A 15,128-nucleotide genomic window follows, 5' to 3' on the forward strand; every position below is an offset into this window, starting at 1 on the left:
CGGCGATGTCACGGTCATGGTTTGGCGCAACGGTTTGGCACGAAAGAGGCGGCAAGTCCAAGAAAAGTCCGCGATGGAAAGTCCGCGGTCGCCCGGGCCTTTGCCGGAGCAGATCGCACGAAGCCTGACGCGGGTCTGTCTGAAAGCCGTCCGCGCCGCACCGGGAAAGGCGTGGCTTGCATCAACGCGGCAGGCCCATGCCTGGATACAGGGAAGCGCGTTTCACGTGAAAAGACGGAAGGGGCGGGTTTCCGCCGTTCAGGCGACGCGACGGGGCGCGGGCAGGGTGGTTGCCGGGCTGGCGCTGGCGGCGGCGCGATACTGCGTGTTCTCGCGGCGCGTGTCCTGCAGCTCGTGCCGGAGCTTGCGGGCCTGGCGGCGCCATCGGCCCTGGCCGAGCCAGGCGCCCACGCCGCCGATCAGGACGCCGAGCGCGATCGCGCCGAAGACCAGGACGAACAGCGGCATGCTGATGACGACGGCGGGATCGGTCGAATTGAACGGGTCCAGCGACAGCGCCACGGCATGGCGGTTGGCGACCGAGAGCGCCACCGCGATGATTGCGATCGGCACCAGGATCACGACCGCAAGGAACTTCTTCATCAACATTGCCTCGAGCCGGACGCCGGAACGCCGCTGACCATCCGGCCAGGGCCTGCGCCAATAACATTCCAGATCACGTTTGGTTCAAGGCGCGGCGCGCGGCCTTTCGAACCGGTCGTGGTCTAGTCCTCGTCGTTGAGACGCTCACGCATCTCCTTGCCGGTCTTGAAGAACGGCACGTATTTTTCCGTGACCTCGACCTTCGAGCCGGTGCGCGGGTTGCGGCCCTGTCGCGCCGGGCGGTTCTTCACGGAGAAAGCTCCGAAGCCGCGGAGCTCGACCCGATCGCCTCGGGCCAGCGCATCGATGATCTCGTCGAGAATCGAGTTCACGATGTGCTCCACATCCCGTTGATAGAGATGCGGATTTTGCTCGGCGATCTTCTGCACCAGTTCGGACTTGATCACCGCGGCGCCCCCTCAGCGTCGTTCAGACCGGACGGAGCGTGCCAAACGGATAGGAGACCGTCAAGCTGGAGTCTGGAAGGCAGCAGGCCCGCCACGCCGGAAGCATAGAGAAGGTCGGGCGAGAAGCCGGCCTGGCGCGCCAGCCAGACGAAGGCGGCGCTGGAAAAGGAGAACGGGCTGCTGCTGCTTTCCGGCTCCCAGTCGACCACGCGCAGACGCGCATCGACGCCCTTCTTGGTCGTCAGCCAGGCAATCGCCGTTTCCTCGCCGCCGATTTCGTCGATCAGGCCGGCTTCGAGCGCCTGGTGGCCGGAGAAGACACGGCCATCGGCCAGCTGCAGGGCCTTGGGGCGGTCGAGATTGCGGCGCTCGGCGACGATGTCGACGAACCAGTTGTAGGTATCGCGGATCATCGAGTCGATCACGGCCAGCGCCTCGGGTGTCGGCGGCGCGAAGGGCGAGGGCGCGGCCTTGAGCGGCGACGACTTCACCTCGGTCAGCTTGATGCCGAGCTTGGCCATCGCCTCGCTCACTTCCGGCGACTGGAACAGGACGCCGATCGAGCCAGTGATCGAGGTGCGGTAGGCGACGACATGGTCGGCGGCGATCGCGGTCATGTAGGCGGCGGAGGCGCCGACGGTGCGGATGGCGGCAACGGTCGGCTTCTTGTCCGAGAGCCTGCGGATCGCGTCATAGAGCGCTTCGCCGCCTGCGGTGGCGCCGCCGCCGGAATTGATCGAGACGATGACGCCCTGGACGGCGTCGCTCTTGCCGATCTTGTCGATCAGGTCGAGTTCGGCGCGGTTTTCGGAAATGAAGCCGGAAATCGTCAGCCGCGCGATATGCGGCCGCGAGCGTCCGCCCAGCGCATCGGGACCGGCCGCGAGCAGGCCGCCGCCGACAATGGCGAGCGCCGCCGCCACGAAGGCGACGACACGCCAGGTCGTCAGCTTTCGCCTCAGGCGTCGGCGATCCAGGATCTGATCCGCGTCGATGCTCATCCATACGCTCCCGGTCGATCTCGAAGACCCTGTACGGGTTATATGTTTTGCACTGCGAAATCAAACAAGACCGTGCCAAGCGATTGTCGGCACTGGCGATTTCGAAAAAATAGCCTCCCAAAACGAAAACGCCCCGGACGAGCCGGGGCGTTTCCTAGATCCATGGGGCGGTGACGATTACTCGTCGGTGCCCTGGCGTGCCTTGAGGGCGGCGCCGAGGATGTCGCCGAGCGATGCACCCGAATCCGACGAGCCGAACTGCGCAACCGCTTCCTTCTCTTCGGCGATTTCAAGCGCCTTGATCGAGACGGCGACCTTGCGGGCCTTCTTGTCGAAGTTGGTGATGCGGGCGTCGACCTTCTCGCCAACGGCGAAACGCTCCGGACGCTGCTCCGAACGATCACGCGACAGATCGGCGCGACGGATGAAGGAGGTCAGGTCGGAATCCGCAATCCGAACTTCCAGGCCGCCTTCGGTCACAGCCGTGATCTCGCAGGTGACAACCGCACCCTTGCGCAGCTCGCCGGAAGCTTCGACGAACGGATCGCCGCCAACCTGCTTGATGCCGAGCGAGATACGCTCCTTGTCGATGTCGACGTCGAGAACCTGCGCCTTGACGATATCGCCACGGTTGTACTCGTCGATGACCTGCTCGCCGGGACGGTTCCAGTCGAGATCCGACAGGTGAACCATGCCGTCGACGTCGCCGTCGAGGCCGATGAACAGACCGAACTCGGTCTTGTTCTTGACTTCGCCTTCGACGATCGTGCCGATCGGGAACTTCTCGGAGAAGCTCTCCCACGGGTTCGACAGGGTCTGCTTGAGACCGAGCGAGATACGACGCTTCACCGGATCGACTTCGAGGATCATGACCTCAACCTCTTGCGAGGTGGAGACGATCTTGCCCGGATGAACGTTCTTCTTCGTCCAGGACATCTCGGAGACGTGGATCAGGCCTTCGATGCCCGGCTCCAGCTCGACGAACGCACCGTAGTCGGTGATGTTCGTGACGCGGCCCGAGAACTTGGCCTGGACCGGGTACTTGGCTTCGATGCCAGACCACGGATCGGCCTCGAGCTGCTTCATGCCGAGCGAGATGCGGTGCGTCTCGTGATTGACGCGGATGATCTGCACGCGGACGGTCTGGCCGATCGAGAGCACCTCGGTCGGATGGTTGATGCGGCGCCACGCGATGTCGGTGACGTGCAGCAGGCCATCGATGCCGCCGAGGTCGACGAACGCACCGTAATCGGTGATGTTCTTGACGACGCCTTCGATGATCTGACCTTCTTCGAGGCTCTGGACGAGCTCCGAACGCTGCTCGGCGCGGGTCTCTTCAAGCACGGTACGACGCGAGACGACGATGTTGCCGCGACGCTTGTCCATCTTGAGGATCTGGAAGGGCTGCGGCGTGTGCATCAGCGGGCCGACGTCGCGCACCGGGCGGATGTCGACCTGCGAACGCGGCAGGAAGGCAACGGCGCCGTCCAGGTCGACGGTGAAGCCGCCCTTGACCTGGTTGAAGATGACGCCCGTGACCTTCTCGTTCTTGTTGAACTGCTCCTCGAGACGGATCCAGCTCTCTTCGCGGCGAGCCTTGTCGCGCGAGAGAACGGCTTCGCCGAGAGCATTTTCAACGCGCTCGAGATAGACCTCGACCACATCGCCGACCTTGAGCGCGTTTTCGCGGCCCGGGCCATTGAATTCCTTGAGCGCCACGCGGCCTTCGGTCTTGAGCCCGACGTCGATGACGGCGAGGTCCTTCTCGATGGCGACGATCGTTCCCTTGACGACGCTGCCTTCAAAGAGGTCTTCGTTGGCGAAGGACTCTTCAAGAAGGGCGGCGAAATCTTCGCGGGACGGGTTGGTAACAGCCATGAAATCTCCTGGTGCCATTTCTGGCATGCGTCGGCGGTTGGTGTTGCTGAAACCCGAGATCTCGATCCTGCCCTCGACGGAAATCGGGGCAACCGCATGTGGCGGACCGACGCTTCCGGACCTGGATTCGGGTGTTTTTCCATGAATTCCAGCCGCCAGGCCTCCATCCGGGGATGGGGACCGACGTCGAGACTTCGCGGATCTGGGGCTCTATATAGGCTTGATGCCCATGCGGCAAGGCAAAACTGGCCGATTTCAGCCCTTCCGGCGCCGTAAAACGTTCAATCACTCGTGTCCGGCGTCGACGATCTCGATTGCGGCGGCAAAGGCGGCCTCGGCGTCCAGCGCCGTCGTATCCAGCCGCACCGCGTCGTCTGCCTGGCGCAGCGGCGCCGCGGAGCGATGCGAATCCCGCTCGTCGCGCTCCAGGATCTCGGCCAGGATCCGCTCATAGGGCACGTCGCGGCCCTTGGCGTTGAGCTCGTCGGTGCGGCGGCGGGCGCGCACTTCCGGCGAGGCGGTGACGAAGATCTTGACGTCGGCCTCGGGACAGATCGCGGTGCCGATGTCGCGCCCGTCGAGCACAGCGCCGGGCGGCGTGCGCGCGAAATTGCGCTGGAAATCGACCAGCGCAGCGCGGACTTCGGGATGCACGGCGATGCGCGAAGCCAGCTCGCCCGCCTCGCGGCCGCGCAGGTCCGGGTGGTTCAGGTCTTTTGCCTTCAGCTTGCGGGCGACGGCGCCGGCCTCGGCGGCATTGTCGACGTCAAGACCCTGTTCGGTCATCAGCCGGCCGATGGCGCGATAGAGCAGGCCGGTATCGAGATGGTTGAGGCCATAGTGCTTGGCCAGCTTCAGGGCGATCGTGCCCTTGCCCGCGGCGGCGGGTCCGTCAATTGCGATGATCATGCTGCGGCGGGCTCCGCCCTTTCGAAATGCGCGCCAAGCCCGTTCATCAGGGCCTGGAATTCAGGGAAGTGGGTGTCGATCGCCCGGGAATCGTCGATCGTCACGGGGGCGTGCCCGGCGAGGCCCAGCACCAGGAAGCTGATCGCGATGCGGTGGTCGAGCCGGGTGGCGACCGTGCCGCCGCCGATCCGCGCCGCGCCGCCGGTGACGGCGAGCGATTCCGGCCCCTCCTCGACGGTGACGCCATTGGCGCCGAGGCCGGCGGCTAGCGCCGCGATCCGGTCGGATTCCTTCAGCCGGAGCTCGCTGATGCCGTTCATCACCGTCACCCCCTCGGCGAAGGCGGCGGCGATGGCAAGCGCCGGATATTCGTCGATCATCGAGGGCGCGCGCTCCGCCGGCACGACGACGCCGCGCAGGCGGCTTGCCCGCACGCGCACGTCGCCCACCGCCTCGCCGCCGACGGTGCGGCGATTGTCGATCTCGATGGCGCCGCCCATCTCGACCAGCGTCTCGATCAGACCGATGCGCATCGGGTTCAGCAGCATGGATTCGATCGTCAGGTCCGAACCGTCGATCAGTAGCGCCGCGACGATCAGGAAAGCGGCCGAGCTCGGATCGCCGGGAATGACCAGGGGTTGCGCCTTGAGATCGCGGCGCCCCTCCAGCCGGACCACCCGCTCGCCATCCTCGTTGCGATCGACCTCGAGCGCCGCGCCAAACCGTTCGAGCAGCCGCTCGGTGTGGTCGCGCGTCGGCGTCGGTTCGATGATCGTGGTGATGCCGGGCGTGTTGAGGCCGGCGAACAGCACGGCCGATTTGACCCGCGCCGACGGCACCGGCACGCGATATTCGATCGGCAGCGTGATGTCGGGGCCCTTGAGGGTCAAAGGCAGGCGATCCTTCGAGCGGGCCAGCACCTGCACGCCCATGCGGCGAAGCGGATCGAGGATGCGGCCCATCGGCCGGGCGCGCAGCGATGCGTCGCCGGTGAAGGTGACGCTGATCGCCTGGCTGGCGACCAGGCCCATGGCGAGCCGGGCGCCGGTGCCCGAATTGCCGAAGTCGATGCAGTCTTCCGGTTCCAGGAAGCCGCCGACGCCGACGCCGCGCACCCGCCAGCGGCCGGGCTCGGTCCGCGTCACGATGGCGCCGAAGGCGCGCATGGCCGCCGCTGTGGCCAGCACATCGTCGCCTTCCAGCAGTCCGTCGATCGTCGTTTCGCCGATTGCCAGCGCGCCCAACATCAGCGCACGATGCGAAATCGACTTGTCGCCCGGCACGCGGACGCGCCCCTGAAGCGGGCGGGCAGAAGCCGCGACCAGGGGGGCGGGCGATGGGGACATGGATGGCATCGGGTCGGCACCTCGGGCATTCGGCACGGGCGAATTCGCGGTCGCGCATGCGGGCTCAGAGACCAGAAGGGACGGTCGTCGGATAGCACGCCTGTCCGCTGCCGTCACCCGAGTTGAGGACCCGGCGGCGCGCGAGTTGACGGCCGTGTCAGAATTGCTTTTGACAGCGCCGATACGAGTCATTATGGGACAGCCGCTCTTTTAACCGATGAGGCACGACGTGGCGAAAGCGGAACTCGGCACCAAGCGGGTCGACCCGGAGACGGGCAAGAAGTTCTACGACCTGAACAAAGACCCAATCGTTTCGCCCTTCACGGGCGTTTCGTATCCCCGCTCCTTCTTCGAGAGCGGACCGGCCAAGGCGCGTCCGGCCAATGTGACGGACGATGAGGACGAAGAGGTCGAGGACGACGTCGCCAAGGGCGCCGAGTTCGTCAGCCTCGAGGAAGCCGATGAAGAGGCTTCCGGCGGCGCCGTTGTGGTCGAGAGCGATGACGACGACGTCGAGATCGTCGACGACGAAGCCGATGACGTCTTCATCGAGGACGAGGAAGAGGAAGGCGACGACGTGGCCGACATCATCGGTGGCGTCGAGGACGAGGAGTCCTGAGGCTATCCACAGGCACCGGTTCGATTTTTGGAATTGGCGCTTGATTTGAAAAAGAGCGCGGCTTAAGAGTTGCGCCGTTCCGGGGGGGTCCCAACCCCTCCGACTTCTGGAACGAGTGGGGCCATAGCTCAGTTGGGAGAGCGCTTGAATGGCATTCAAGAGGTCGTCGGTTCGATTCCGATTGGCTCCACCAATTCCACCCTTCAGGCAACTGAAGCGAACGAAAGCCGCCCCTCGGGGCGGCTTTTCGCGTTCTGGGCCTTTTTTCCCCCGCAAGCGCTTAGCCCGCCGACAGGCTCAGTTCCTCGGCATAGCGCGCCGGCGGCTTGCCGACCTGGCGCGAAAAGGCGACGCTGAAGGCGCTGGTCGAGCCATAGCCGATGCGCTGCGCCACTTCGGCAAGGCTGCGGCCCCGGCGCAGCAGGTCCTTGGCAAGCGTGATCCGCCAGTCCGTCAGATAGTCCATCGGCGGCCTGCCGACTTCCCGCTGGAATCGCGTGAAGAAGGTCGAGCGGGAGAGGCCTGCTTCCCTCGCCAGTTCCGCGACGGTCCAGGCGCGGGCCGGATCCGCATGCATGCAGCGCAGGGCCACGACCAGCCGGTCGTCGCCCATGCCCCGCAACACGCCGGGGCTGGCCGTCCTCTCACCGGTGGATCGGAACGCTTCGATCAGCAGCACTTCGAGCAGCCGGGCCAGCACGACATCGCGCGCCGGGCGGCTGGCACGGGCCTCCTCCGCCACCAGCGTCGCCAGGATGCCCAACCGGCTTTCTCCCCGAACGACGACGATATCGGGCAGCAGGGCTACCAGCAGGGTGGCGTCTGGCGATCCGAACCGGCAATAGCCGATCAGCTGCTCGACCTCGACCGGCGCGTCCGGCGAGCCGATGCGGGCGGTTCCATCCGCCTGCATCACGGGCTGGCTGTAGAGCCCCGCCGGGGGCGCCGGGTCGAGGCTCGACATGGTGAAATCCTGGATCGCCGGCACCAGCACGAAATCGCCCTGCCGCAGGATGATCGCCGGCTTGCCACCGACCTCCAGCCGGGCGCTGCCTGAGATCATCAGCCCGTAATAGACCTGCCCCACCTCCGTCCGCTGCACCCGCCAGGCGCCGGACGCCCGCGCGATCTTGGAAAAGGGCGCGCCCGGCTGGAGCAAGGTGACGATCTCGGCGAGGGGGTCAGCCATTTTTGGACTCATGCGAATTCAGACTGGATTTCTGATGATAGAAAGTCCGGTTCTCTCTGTCCACATTCGACCCATCGATGAACCAGGAGACTTTCCATGAAGACCGTGATGATCACCGGCTGCTCGTCGGGCTTCGGCCTCGAGATCGCGCGTTATTTCCTCGACCGTGACTGGAGCGTGATCGCGACCATGCGCACCCCGCGAGACGGCATCCTGCCGCCATCGGACCGGTTGCGTATCCTGCCGCTCGACGTGACGGATGCTGCCAGCATCGCCGCTGCCATCGACGCTGCCGGTCCGGTCGACGTCCTCGTCAACAATGCCGGAATCGGCTGGCTCAATGCTCTGGAGGGCACGCCGATGCAGGTGGCGCGTGAACTCTTCGAGACGAACACGTTTGGCACGATGGCCATGATCCAGGCCATCCTGCCTCAGTTCCGGCAGCGGCGGTCGGGCATCATCGTCAACGTCACCTCCAGCGTCACGCTGAAGCCGCTTCTGCTGCTCTCTGCCTATACGGCCAGCAAGGCGGCCGTGAACGCCTTCACCGAAAGCCTCGCGCTGGAACTGGCCGCCTTCGACCTGCGCGCGCATCTCGTCCTGCCGGGTCGCGCTCCCGACACGAGCTTCGCGACGACCGCGCGCGGCCGGATCACCGGCGAGGGCGGCTTCCCGGAGCCGTATGACGATCTCGTGCAGGCTGTGGTGGCCCGCTTCCAGCAGCCGGATGACGCGATCACGACGTCGCTGGACGTCGCCGAGGCGGTCTGGCGCGCGGCGACCGATGCCAACGCGCCGATGCGCATCCCCGCCGGCGCCGACGCGGTCGCCCTGTCGCCCGGCGCATAGCCTCCGAAGCAGCGCCGCATGACGACGAGGTGCGCGATGCGCGCCTCGTCTCTTCACAATGCCTTGAGATTTTCTGGTGCTGCGGCGCGAAATTCCCATCTTCCAGACCGTCGCCCCTTGTCGGGCGCCAGGGGCACTCCGAAGCCGAAACGCTGGAGATCAGCCATGAAAAAGAACCTGCTGTTCCTTTCCTTCGCCGGCCTGCTTCTTGTGTCCGGCACCGCCCTTGCCGCGGAGACGCTGAACGGCGTCGTGGCGCGGGCCGATCCGAATACGGGCGAGTTGGAAATCGTTGGCGGTGGTCGCGTCCAGGTCACAGATCCGCGGCTGCTGCGCAATCTCGCCCCCGGTGAACATGTCATCGTGACCCGCAACAACAATGGCACCATCGGCGTGCAGGAAGACAGTTCCTATGCGGGAGCCGGCGATTACTGATCCGCATCCCTTCCGCCCAGGCGCTCTGCGGGGCGGCTGAGGCATGCGGCGCGCTTCCGGGACGGGTGGCTCCGCCCCGGTGCGTTGCGTCGACGGAATCGGCACGGCTTCCCCGATTCCAGCCCCACTTTTGAGCTCGCGCGCCAAGCCGGGATGAGCGAAGCTGGAGCGCCACATCTTCCGGTAGTGGCGAGCGGCGCGGGGGAGGCGGGGATGGAGTCTGCATCGGCGCAAAAGCTGTCGCTGCCGAATCTGAGCGCGATGGTGGTCGGCTCGATGGTCGGGGCCGGGATCTTCTCGCTGCCGCAGACCTTCGGCCGCGTCACCGGCGGCTTCGGCGCGCTGATCGCCTGGGCGATCGCCGGCACCGGCATGCTGATGCTGGCGCTGACTTTCCAGAGCCTGTCGCGCCGCAAGCCCGACCTCGACGCCGGCGTCTTCGCCTATGCCAAGGCGGGTTTCGGCAACTATCTCGGCTTCGCCTCGGCGCTCGGCTACTGGACGGTCTGCTGCCTCGGCAACGTCTCCTATTTCGTGCTGATCAAGTCGACGCTGGGCGCGCTGGTGCCGGCCTTTGGCGAAGGCAACACCATCCCGGCGATCGTCAGCTCGTCGCTGATCCTGTGGGGCGTGCATTTCATGATCCTGCGCGGGGTCAAGCAGGCGGCCGGCCTCAACACCATCGTCACCGTCGCCAAGATCATCCCGATCCTGATCTTCCTGGTCTTTGTCGGCTTCGGCTTCAAGGCGGACATCTTCGCGCTCAATTTCTGGGGCGGCGAGGCGGCGACCTTGGGCCATGTGTTCGAGCAGGTGCGCGGCACCATGCTCGTGACCGTCTTCGTCTTCGTCGGCATCGAGGGCGCCAGCGTCTATTCGCGCTATGCCAGGAACCGCAGCGATGTCGGCCTTGCCACCATCCTCGGTTTCGTCGGCGTGCTTTGCCTGCTCGTGCTGGTGACGATGCTGTCCTATGGCGTGCTGGTGCGGCCGGACCTGACGGCGCTGCGCAACCCGTCCATGGCGGGCGTGCTGCAGGCGGTCGTGGGCCCCTGGGGCGCCGTCTTCGTCAGCCTCGGGCTGATCGTCTCGGTGCTCGGCGCCTACCTCTCCTGGTCGCTGCTGGCCGCCGAGGTGCTCTATTCGGCGGCGCGGATGGAAAGCATGCCGAGATTCCTGGCGATCGAGAACCGCAACCAGGTCCCGGCCGCGGCGCTCTGGCTGACCAGCGGCCTGATCCAGTTGTTCCTGATCTTTACGTTTTTCGCCGAGGAAGCCTTTTTGCTGGCGCTGAAGCTGACCTCGTCGATGATCCTGCTGCCCTATCTCCTGGTCGCCGCCTATGCGCTGAAGCTCGCCTGGACGCGGGAGACCTATGCCGGGGAACCGGCTGCCCGACGCCACGATCTGGCCCGCGCCGGCCTCGCCACGATCTATGCGGTCGGCCTGATCTATGCTGGCGGGCTCAAATTCCTGCTGCTTTCGACCGTGATCTACGCGCCGGGCACGATCCTGTTCGCGATCGCGCGGCGCGAGCAGGGAAGGCGTGTGTTTTCGGCGCCGGAGGTCGCGCTCTTTCTGCTGGCATCGCTCGGCGCTGTTGCCGCGATCTATGGCCTGGCAACAGGGCGGATCGGCATTTGAGCGCGGGATCCTGCTGTTTCGCGGCCGCCGGGCGGATGAAGCAGGGAGGCGCATTATATGGATGCCGGATTAAAATTTGTTCATGATCCTTGCCACCGATTGTCAGCCGCCCGGCCCGCGCCATGTCTCCATCGTGGGGCAAACAACGGATGAACATCATGCGCAAGATCCTGTTCCTTCTTCCCGTCGCCGGCCTGCTGGCCGTGGGCCCGGCCCTCGCGGCCGAGACCTATGGCGGCGTCGTCTCGAATGTGAATCCTTCTACCGGAACCGTCACCGTCGTGGGCGCCGGCACGTTCCAGGTCAGCCAGCCGATGCTGCTGCGCGGCGTCTATGGCGGCGAGCACGTGATCGTCACCAAGAATGACAACGGCACCGTCGGTTTCCAGGAAGACAGCAACTTTTCGGACGGCAGTGGCATCAATACGAAGTGACGTCACGCGACGGCCGCGGCAGTCTGTTCTGCCCTCCGGTTCCAAGCGCCTTCCCAGGCCGCCCCAAGAGGGCGGCCTTTTCACGTGGGCTCGTCCGGTTGTTCGTGTCCGTTCGCGATCTTGGCTTGACGCCGGCGGCGGCGATCGAGAAACCTGTCGCCGCGAGGAGGACGGGGCCTTGCCGCAACGGGGCGCGACACCGGCTAGACCGGCAAGGTGACCGCGATCGGGACGGCAGCATCCCGCGATCCAAAAAAGACAAAGGGAATGAAACGCCATGGCACTTGAGACGCGCCCGCTCGGACGCACGGGGATTCCGGTCACGACCCTCGGCTTCGGCTCCGCCCCGCTGGGCGACCTCTATCACCGGCTGGATGACGAAACGGCGCGCGGCGCGGTCGCGGCGGCCGTCGAGGCCGGCGTCACCCTCTACGACACGTCGCCCTTCTACGGCCACGGCCTGGCCGAGCACCGCATCGGCACCGTGCTGCGCGGCGTGCCGCGCAAATCCTTCGTGCTGTCGACCAAGGTCGGCCGCTGGATGGACCCGCTGCACCAGCCCGCCGACGGCAACACCCAGCCGCCGAACTTCGCCGGTGGCCAGCCGCATCCCGCCCGCCTCGATTATTCCTATGACGGCGCCATGCGCTCGCTGGAGCAGTCGCTGATCCGCCTCGGCGTCGACCGGATCGAGATCGTGCTGATCCACGACGTCGACGTCTATTCGCATGGCGCGGCGGCGGTCGAGGGCCATTTCAAGGCCGCGATGGAGGGCGCCTACAAGGCGCTGGAGCAATTGCGCTCGGAGAGGGTGATCGACGCGATCGGCGTCGGCCTCAACGAGGCCGACATGTGCGAGCGCTTCGCCCGCGCCGGCGATTTCGACGCCATGCTGCTGGCCGGGCGCTACTCGCTGCTGGAGCAGCCGGCGCTCGACAGCTTCCTGCCGCTGGCGCAGGAAAAGGGCATCGGCATGATGCTGGGCGGCGTGTTCAATTCGGGCATCCTCGCCACCGGCCCGGTGCCCGGCGCCAAGTATAATTACCGCGACGCCCCGCCGGAGATCCTCGAGCGCGTGGCGGCGATCCAGAGGGTATGCGAGGCGCATGGCGTGACGCTCGCGGACGCGGCGCTGAAGTTCCCGCTCGGCCATCCCGCGGTCGCCTCGCTGGTCATGGGCTCGGTCTCGGCCGAGGAGACGAAGCGCAACCGCGCCGCCTTCGACCGGTCGGTGCCGGCCTCGCTCTGGTCCGATTTGAAGATGGCCGGCCTGCTGCGCGCCGACGCCCCGACCCCCTCCTGATCCAACCCGGCCGGCGGTGGCACACGCCATCGCCGGCTGGTTTAGACTATTCCGGCTTCGGCTCGGGCGGGGTTTCTTGCGAAAGTGCAGGTCGTTCCGGCTTGGGCGGGCGCACACCCAGCCGGGCCGCTTCCTCGGCGCCGGCATTCGGCCCATCCGGCGAACAGCGTTCGCTCGGCGGCGAGCCGCAGACCCGGCCGATATTGGCCCAGCTGACGCAGCGGCCATTCGGCCCGCGATAGCCCGGCCCACCGCGGCAGCCGCAACCCGAGCAGGCGCTGGCGGGCATCGCCGAGATCCAGGCCAGGGCAACGATTCCCGCGAGAACCAGGAAGATGTCCAGCGGCCTGCCTCGGCCGCTCCGGATCCACGTCATGTCTGCCCCGCCCAAGCGCTAGCTGCCGAACGTTCCCTAAGGTGGGCCTATTGATTCTGGAAACGTGGCGGACGTCAAACACAACTGTCCATAGCCGGGGCGCCGGGCCAGCCGGAACGCGGTCGCGCGGGCAGCCCTGCCTCCAGCGGGAAAAGCCCAAAAAGCAAAAGCCCCGCATCCTGTTCGGAATACGGGGCTTTTTGCAGAAATTGGTGCCCAGAAGAGGACTCGAACCTCCACGACTTTCGTCACACGGACCTGAACCGTGCGCGTCTACCAATTCCGCCATCTGGGCGCGGGGGGATGAATACGGGGAGGCCGGGGGCTTGTCAATCACGAGACGATGCGATCGCGAGGGATAATTCGGGGCTGGGGAAAACTCTGAGCCGCCTATGCCGCTTCCGCCACGAGAGGCCCCAGCGGGAGCCGCCTATGCCCCGAGGCTCGCACAAGCGAAACCGCGATCGAGGCTCCGGATACGGCCGCGGAGGCGCGCTGCGACACGAATTTCCGCGGCCTTGCAAGCCGGATTGCCTCGGCATCCGCCTTCGAGGCCATCTCGGCCCGAAGCCTCGTCGGCGGATATCCGCGTGCCGAGGCGCTGATCCAGGCCGTAGGGCCGATCCCGGCTGTTGCCGGCCAACAATGGCTACGACGCGGCCCCCTCCGGCGGCGCCCGGCCGCCCAGGGCACAGAGGCCGCGATCCCGTCCACCGCCTCGCGACGGGAACCCGTCCCCTCCAACTCCTCGCCTACAAGGATGGAAACCGCGTCGAGCGCATGGGGCGCATTGTCAAGGACTTCCGCCGGGTCGCCACCCGATACGAGACGTTGGCCGGGAGCTCCACTTCGGCGCGGTCCCGGCCGCAATCCGCGCCGACTGGCTCAATCGAGTCCGGGCGCTAGAGGGCGTAGCCGGACTGGCGGGCGAGGTCGATCAGCGAGGTCGCCGGGCGCGGGCCCATATGGTTGATCACCTCGCCGGCCGCCAGCGAGCCGAGCGCCGCCGCCGTCCGGAGGTCGAGGCCCTTGGCGACGGCGTAGAGGAAGCCCGAGGCGTAGAGGTCGCCGGCGCCGGTCGTGTCGACCACGTCCTCCACCACCGTGGCCGGCACATGCTCGATGCCGTCCGGCGTCACGACATAGGAGCCTTCGGCGCCGACCGTCACCGTGGCGATACGGCAATCCTCGCGCAGCGCCTTCAGCGCCGTGTTGAAGCTCGACGTCTCGTAGAAGGACTTCAGCTCGACCTCGTTGGCGAACAGGATGTCGATCGTGCCGTCGCGCAGCAGGCGCAGGAAATCGCCGCGGAAGCGATCGACGCAGAAGGCGTCGGAAAGGGTCAGCGACACCTGCCTTCCGGCGGAATGGGCGATGTCGGCCGCCTTGAAGAAGGCGTCGCGCGCCGTCGGCGCATCCCAGAGGAAGCCTTCGAAATAGGTGATCTTGGTATCGGCGAAGAGTACCGGGTCGATGTCGTCCGGGGTCAGCGCATGGCAGGCGCCGAGATAGGTGTTCATCGTCCGCTCGCCATCGGGCGTGACAAAGATCATGCAGCGCGCCGTCGGTGCGCCGCCGACCAGCGGCGCCACGTCGAAGGTGGCGCCGATCGAGCGCATGTCGTGGCCATAGATCGCGCCCAGTTCGTCATCGGCGACCTTGCCGACAAAGGCGGTCTTGCCGCCCAGCGAGGCGACGCCGGCGACGGTATTGCCGGCCGAGCCGCCCGATGCCTCGATCGCCGGGCCCATGGCGGCGTAGAGCCGCTTCGACTCGGTCATGTCGACCAGCCGCATCGAGCCCTTGGACAATTGCTGCTCGACCAGGAAGTCCTCTTCCGCCCGCGCCAGAATGTCGACGATCGCATTACCGATGCCGAGAACGTCGTAGCGGGCTTCCGTCATGAGAAAATCCTGATAGAGCAAGCGGCCCTTGGCCGGCGGGAGTGACGGAGGCGGACTATACAGTCGGTCGTTCGCCGTGCAACCACCCTGCGGCGCGGGAGAAACGGTGCGTCTGGCCGTGTCGCGCGGCGGCTCGTCGCAAGCCCGACACAAACGCACCCCAGAGAAGGCGCCGCGGACGGTTGCCGCCGTACCGGCGTGCGGCGGCACGCATTATTTTGGAATGGGCAG

Annotated in this window: 15 protein-coding genes and 2 tRNA genes; 7 read left to right on the plus strand and 10 right to left on the minus strand. The window is 66.3% G+C overall.

The annotated features are described in order from the left end of the window. Nucleotides 1–258 precede the first annotated feature (258 nt). The 6 genes from ACHMWQ_RS03625 to aroA form a co-directional block, all read right to left on the minus strand. Nucleotides 259–603: a LapA family protein gene (locus tag ACHMWQ_RS03625; RefSeq protein WP_354553094.1), complete on the minus strand. Its 345-nt coding sequence runs from the start codon at nucleotides 601–603 to the stop codon at nucleotides 259–261. A 122-nt stretch (nucleotides 604–725) separates the two neighbouring features. Further along, complete coding sequence (gene ihfB / locus ACHMWQ_RS03630) at nucleotides 726–1,010, minus strand: integration host factor subunit beta (RefSeq protein WP_018182303.1); 285 nt, start codon at nucleotides 1,008–1,010, stop codon at nucleotides 726–728. Beyond that, nucleotides 1,007–2,011, minus strand: coding sequence for a signal peptide peptidase SppA (gene sppA / locus ACHMWQ_RS03635; RefSeq protein WP_396306420.1), 1,005 nt, complete (start codon nucleotides 2,009–2,011; stop codon nucleotides 1,007–1,009). Before sppA ends, ihfB begins: the two co-directional genes overlap by 4 nt. Nucleotides 2,012–2,188: 177 nt before the next feature. Then, the gene (gene rpsA, locus ACHMWQ_RS03640; protein WP_354553098.1) at nucleotides 2,189–3,889 is read right to left on the minus strand and encodes a 30S ribosomal protein S1; all 1,701 of its coding nucleotides are present in this window, start codon (nucleotides 3,887–3,889) and stop codon (nucleotides 2,189–2,191) included. Between the two features lie 285 nt (nucleotides 3,890–4,174). Then, the gene (gene cmk, locus ACHMWQ_RS03645) at nucleotides 4,175–4,798 is read right to left on the minus strand and encodes a (d)CMP kinase (RefSeq protein WP_396306421.1); all 624 of its coding nucleotides are present in this window, start codon (nucleotides 4,796–4,798) and stop codon (nucleotides 4,175–4,177) included. Beyond that, the gene (gene aroA / locus ACHMWQ_RS03650) at nucleotides 4,795–6,153 is read right to left on the minus strand and encodes a 3-phosphoshikimate 1-carboxyvinyltransferase (protein WP_396306422.1); all 1,359 of its coding nucleotides are present in this window, start codon (nucleotides 6,151–6,153) and stop codon (nucleotides 4,795–4,797) included. The genes cmk and aroA overlap by 4 nt, the downstream gene beginning before the upstream one ends. Nucleotides 6,154–6,373: 220 nt before the next feature. Between aroA and ACHMWQ_RS03655 the strand changes: the two genes are divergently transcribed. Then, nucleotides 6,374–6,763 carry a TIGR02300 family protein gene (locus ACHMWQ_RS03655; protein ID WP_354553104.1) on the plus strand — a complete coding sequence of 130 codons (390 nt, stop codon included), beginning with the start codon at nucleotides 6,374–6,376 and terminating at the stop codon, nucleotides 6,761–6,763. Between the two features lie 117 nt (nucleotides 6,764–6,880). Continuing rightward, a tRNA-Ala gene (locus ACHMWQ_RS03660) sits at nucleotides 6,881–6,956 on the plus strand. Between the two features lie 87 nt (nucleotides 6,957–7,043). On the opposite strand, the gene ACHMWQ_RS03665 is transcribed toward ACHMWQ_RS03660, so the two are convergent. Further along, nucleotides 7,044–7,952: an AraC family transcriptional regulator gene (locus ACHMWQ_RS03665; RefSeq protein WP_396306423.1), complete on the minus strand. Its 909-nt coding sequence runs from the start codon at nucleotides 7,950–7,952 to the stop codon at nucleotides 7,044–7,046. Nucleotides 7,953–8,048: 96 nt separating this feature from the next. On the opposite strand from ACHMWQ_RS03665, the gene ACHMWQ_RS03670 reads away from it, so the two are divergent. The 5 genes from ACHMWQ_RS03670 to ACHMWQ_RS03690 all read left to right on the plus strand — a co-directional run bounded on the left by ACHMWQ_RS03670 (nucleotide 8,049) and on the right by ACHMWQ_RS03690 (nucleotide 12,617). Next, on the plus strand, nucleotides 8,049–8,801 hold the full coding sequence (locus ACHMWQ_RS03670; RefSeq protein ID WP_396306424.1) for an SDR family oxidoreductase: 753 nt from the start codon (nucleotides 8,049–8,051) through the stop codon (nucleotides 8,799–8,801). Nucleotides 8,802–8,966: 165 nt separating this feature from the next. After that, nucleotides 8,967–9,236, plus strand: a complete 270-nt coding sequence (locus ACHMWQ_RS03675) for a hypothetical protein (RefSeq protein WP_396306425.1) — start codon at nucleotides 8,967–8,969, stop codon at nucleotides 9,234–9,236. A gap of 213 nt (nucleotides 9,237–9,449) precedes the next feature. Beyond that, a complete protein-coding gene (locus ACHMWQ_RS03680; RefSeq protein ID WP_396306426.1) occupies nucleotides 9,450–10,880 on the plus strand; it encodes a basic amino acid/polyamine antiporter in 1,431 nt (476 codons plus the stop codon). A 158-nt stretch (nucleotides 10,881–11,038) separates the two neighbouring features. Further along, a complete protein-coding gene (locus ACHMWQ_RS03685) occupies nucleotides 11,039–11,314 on the plus strand; it encodes a hypothetical protein (protein ID WP_396306427.1) in 276 nt (91 codons plus the stop codon). A 277-nt stretch (nucleotides 11,315–11,591) separates the two neighbouring features. After that, on the plus strand, nucleotides 11,592–12,617 hold the full coding sequence (locus tag ACHMWQ_RS03690; protein ID WP_396306428.1) for an aldo/keto reductase: 1,026 nt from the start codon (nucleotides 11,592–11,594) through the stop codon (nucleotides 12,615–12,617). Nucleotides 12,618–12,663: 46 nt separating this feature from the next. Here ACHMWQ_RS03690 and ACHMWQ_RS03695 read toward each other — a convergent pair whose 3' ends face one another. From ACHMWQ_RS03695 to ACHMWQ_RS03705, 3 genes are all read right to left on the minus strand, one after another. Beyond that, nucleotides 12,664–12,993: a hypothetical protein gene (locus ACHMWQ_RS03695; RefSeq protein WP_396306429.1), complete on the minus strand. Its 330-nt coding sequence runs from the start codon at nucleotides 12,991–12,993 to the stop codon at nucleotides 12,664–12,666. Nucleotides 12,994–13,203: 210 nt separating this feature from the next. Further along, nucleotides 13,204–13,288 (minus strand) — tRNA-Leu (locus tag ACHMWQ_RS03700). A gap of 607 nt (nucleotides 13,289–13,895) precedes the next feature. Next, nucleotides 13,896–14,897 carry an adenosine kinase gene (locus ACHMWQ_RS03705; protein ID WP_354553131.1) on the minus strand — a complete coding sequence of 334 codons (1,002 nt, stop codon included), beginning with the start codon at nucleotides 14,895–14,897 and terminating at the stop codon, nucleotides 13,896–13,898. Nucleotides 14,898–15,128: the final 231 nt, after the last annotated feature.

Source organism: Kaistia sp. UC242_56 (assembly GCF_044452255.1).
Lineage (GTDB): Bacteria > Pseudomonadota > Alphaproteobacteria > Rhizobiales > Kaistiaceae > Kaistia > Kaistia defluvii_A.

Bases quoted from the DNA above. Each gene is read 5' to 3' on its own strand.
- ACHMWQ_RS03625 (WP_354553094.1), bottom strand. From the start codon at position 603: ATGAAGAAGTTCCTTGCGGTCGTGATCCTGGTGCCGATCGCAATCATC.
- sppA (WP_396306420.1), bottom strand. From the start codon at position 2,011: ATGAGCATCGACGCGGATCAGATCCTGGATCGCCGACGCCTGAGGCGA.
- rpsA (WP_354553098.1), bottom strand. From the start codon at position 3,889: ATGGCTGTTACCAACCCGTCCCGCGAAGATTTCGCCGCCCTTCTTGAA.
- cmk (WP_396306421.1), bottom strand. From the start codon at position 4,798: ATGATCATCGCAATTGACGGACCCGCCGCCGCGGGCAAGGGCACGATC.
- aroA (WP_396306422.1), bottom strand. From the start codon at position 6,153: ATGCCATCCATGTCCCCATCGCCCGCCCCCCTGGTCGCGGCTTCTGCC.
- ACHMWQ_RS03665 (WP_396306423.1), bottom strand. From the start codon at position 7,952: ATGGCTGACCCCCTCGCCGAGATCGTCACCTTGCTCCAGCCGGGCGCG.
- ACHMWQ_RS03670 (WP_396306424.1), top strand. From the start codon at position 8,049: ATGAAGACCGTGATGATCACCGGCTGCTCGTCGGGCTTCGGCCTCGAG.
- ACHMWQ_RS03675 (WP_396306425.1), top strand. From the start codon at position 8,967: ATGAAAAAGAACCTGCTGTTCCTTTCCTTCGCCGGCCTGCTTCTTGTG.
- ACHMWQ_RS03680 (WP_396306426.1), top strand. From the start codon at position 9,450: ATGGAGTCTGCATCGGCGCAAAAGCTGTCGCTGCCGAATCTGAGCGCG.
- ACHMWQ_RS03685 (WP_396306427.1), top strand. From the start codon at position 11,039: ATGCGCAAGATCCTGTTCCTTCTTCCCGTCGCCGGCCTGCTGGCCGTG.
- ACHMWQ_RS03690 (WP_396306428.1), top strand. From the start codon at position 11,592: ATGGCACTTGAGACGCGCCCGCTCGGACGCACGGGGATTCCGGTCACG.
- ACHMWQ_RS03695 (WP_396306429.1), bottom strand. From the start codon at position 12,993: ATGACGTGGATCCGGAGCGGCCGAGGCAGGCCGCTGGACATCTTCCTG.
- ACHMWQ_RS03705 (WP_354553131.1), bottom strand. From the start codon at position 14,897: ATGACGGAAGCCCGCTACGACGTTCTCGGCATCGGTAATGCGATCGTC.